Origin of the sequence: Vibrio sp. V43_P6S15P86 (assembly GCF_009904725.1) — a bacterium.
In the GTDB taxonomy this organism is placed as follows: Bacteria; Pseudomonadota; Gammaproteobacteria; order Enterobacterales; family Vibrionaceae; genus Vibrio; species Vibrio diabolicus.
In genome coordinates, this window is sequence record NZ_WXWT01000402.1 from 1 (window position 1) to 2,239 (window position 2,239).

General features: G+C 40.7%; 1 protein-coding gene and 1 pseudogene. Both read right to left on the reverse strand.

Going from position 1 to position 2,239, the window contains the following annotated elements:
* Positions 1–599: 599 nt before the first annotated feature.
* A complete protein-coding gene (locus CAG69_RS18130) occupies positions 600–1,982 on the reverse strand; it encodes a DEAD/DEAH box helicase (protein ID WP_161445504.1) in 1,383 nt (460 codons plus the stop codon).
* Positions 1,976–2,239: pseudogene (locus CAG69_RS18135) on the reverse strand (hypothetical protein); the annotation flags it as partial. The gene CAG69_RS18130 and the pseudogene CAG69_RS18135, both read right to left, overlap by 7 nt.

Consider the following 2,239-nt stretch of genomic DNA (forward strand, 5'->3'; position numbering starts at 1 on the left):
TAGTCAAAGTCTCGTTTGATTTGCATAGCCAAGGTAATGTTGTGGTTTGATTGTTAGGATATGGGGACTCGTTATTATTTATCAATCACAATACTGACTCAGGAAGAAATTTTCCTTATTTCTCGTTATTAATGAATTTCTAATGTTCGATTTTCCGAAAATGATAATTGTCCAGCAACGAGCTAGCTCATGTGATGGCTAGTTTGTGTTAAAACTTTATTGTCCTCTGACATTCATACTGTTATTTGTTCTCTAGGGAACAAATAACAGGAGCAAGAGTAACTCAAATCGCTTCACCTCAAACAAACGTGCAAGAGAACACTTTATTGCAACTGAAGGTCAAAAAAGTTAATGTTAAAACAATGCCTACTGATGAAGGCATTGTCGTATTGAAAGGCTCTCAAGCGCTAACAACTGCACAGCCTAGTCTATTTAAAGACTATACACTATACGAAGTTGTGTACTAACCTAAAAGAAAAAGGGTGTACTAACACTATCTGGAGTTCGTCTGTTTACAAGTGCCTCGCAAGCCGCAGCAGTCCTGGTTACTAGAAAAACTCTTCAGGTAAAGCATTGAAACAGATTGAAGCTGAATTAGTTTAAGTGAACGCTGCGATGACTCTCTGTTTAAATTGGCCTAACCTCAGATCATCCAATGCTAAAGCAGGCTCAACATTATTTGGGTTAATGATATCTGAAGCTTTTCCCCAACTAAGTAAGCTTGGTTGAGAGCGATTAGATTGAGCGCTTTCCGATACGGTGCTTATTGGTAGGCATTGTGAATCTACAGCACTCGGAACATTGTTCTCTTGTTTAATGTACATGCAGCTATCAGGAATATCCTGCTCAATTCTTTCAGCAAACCCAATCAAACTTTCTTCAGCAAATGTATACAACCATGCTTCTTGGTTGAGTGAATCATTAACTCTCAATATTCTCCCAAGGACCTGTCTAAAATAGAGTTCCGTTTTAACCGAACTCATATGACAACAAACCTGTAGCCGAGGGATATCCGTGCCTTCACTTATCATTCCAACACTGACTATCCATTGAACGTTCGAGTGACGAAAAGACTCGATTTCATTCAATGGATTATCATTATGATAAGTAACGATACATGCTGATTGATTAAAGTGCTCAACAAGCCGCTTTTGAATATGTTTAGCATGCTTGATAGAAGCGGCGACAACTAAACCTCCTGCATTTGGCGATTGCTGTCTGATCTGCGCCAGTTTTTGGCAGCCACTATTCAATATGTAATTAATCGCATCGTCATTGCGGATGACGCTTTGATAAGAGACATCGGATTCTTTAATGCATTCCAAAATGGAAGAAAAATGCTGATTACTATTACCAGTCTGGATACTCAAATGCTCGTTGTCTATCAAGGCAATTTTAGGTGGGCGACATACCCCATCAACAACTGCCTGTTGCAAGCCGTATTGATAATCGCAAATAAGCATGCCTTCTGGATCCGAATACTCGGCCATAACAATCGGTAACCGATCAGAGCGCCAAGGAGTACCCGATAGAGCCAGAGTATAACGAGCAAAGCTTTGGATCTTTGACACGATCTCTAGACCCCATGAATTTGACCGCCCCTCATCATCAAACGAACAATGGTGGATCTCATCAAATACGACTAGCACCCTGTATTTACTAACGGTGTTCCAGAAGTTTTCATCTAAAAAACGGATGGATTGATAGGTGTAAGAGCCCCCAAGAGAACCCAATCCTCCATTAAAGGAACATTCCAGTTTCCATGAAAAGGTATTTTTCATCCCATCGGCAACCGAAAGCGATGGTGAAAAACAGAGAACTAAGTCAATCATACCTTCTTCAAAAAGACGCATAGCAACCTCTGCAGCCATCACCGTTTTACCCGCACCAGGGGTGGCTTGACAGAAAAAATGTGGGCGTCGATTTGATGAAAACTTATTAATAGCCTGATCTACACACTCAGCTTGCCATGTTCTCAACATTTTAGGACGTTACCTTGCACTACTTGCATCCAGTTCGTTAACGCATTAATTCTGCCTAATAGCTTGGCTGAGCGTTCTCTTGCCGAATTAAATAGTGGTTGTATCTCTTGCTTGTTGTTTGGAAAGCGCATCAGTAAAGATTGATACTCTTCTATTTCCCCCAGAGTAATCGCTAACTCACCTTCATGCTGCTTCTTCTCTTGCTCCAATGTATTGAGGGAAGAATCGAGAATTTGACCAGTCACTGATTCCTCTGT

What these genes read in the sequence shown, in the direction of transcription:
- CAG69_RS18130 (WP_161445504.1), bottom strand. Translation starts at nt 1,982, where the DNA reads ATGTTGAGAACATGGCAAGCTGAGTGTGTAGATCAGGCTATTAATAAG.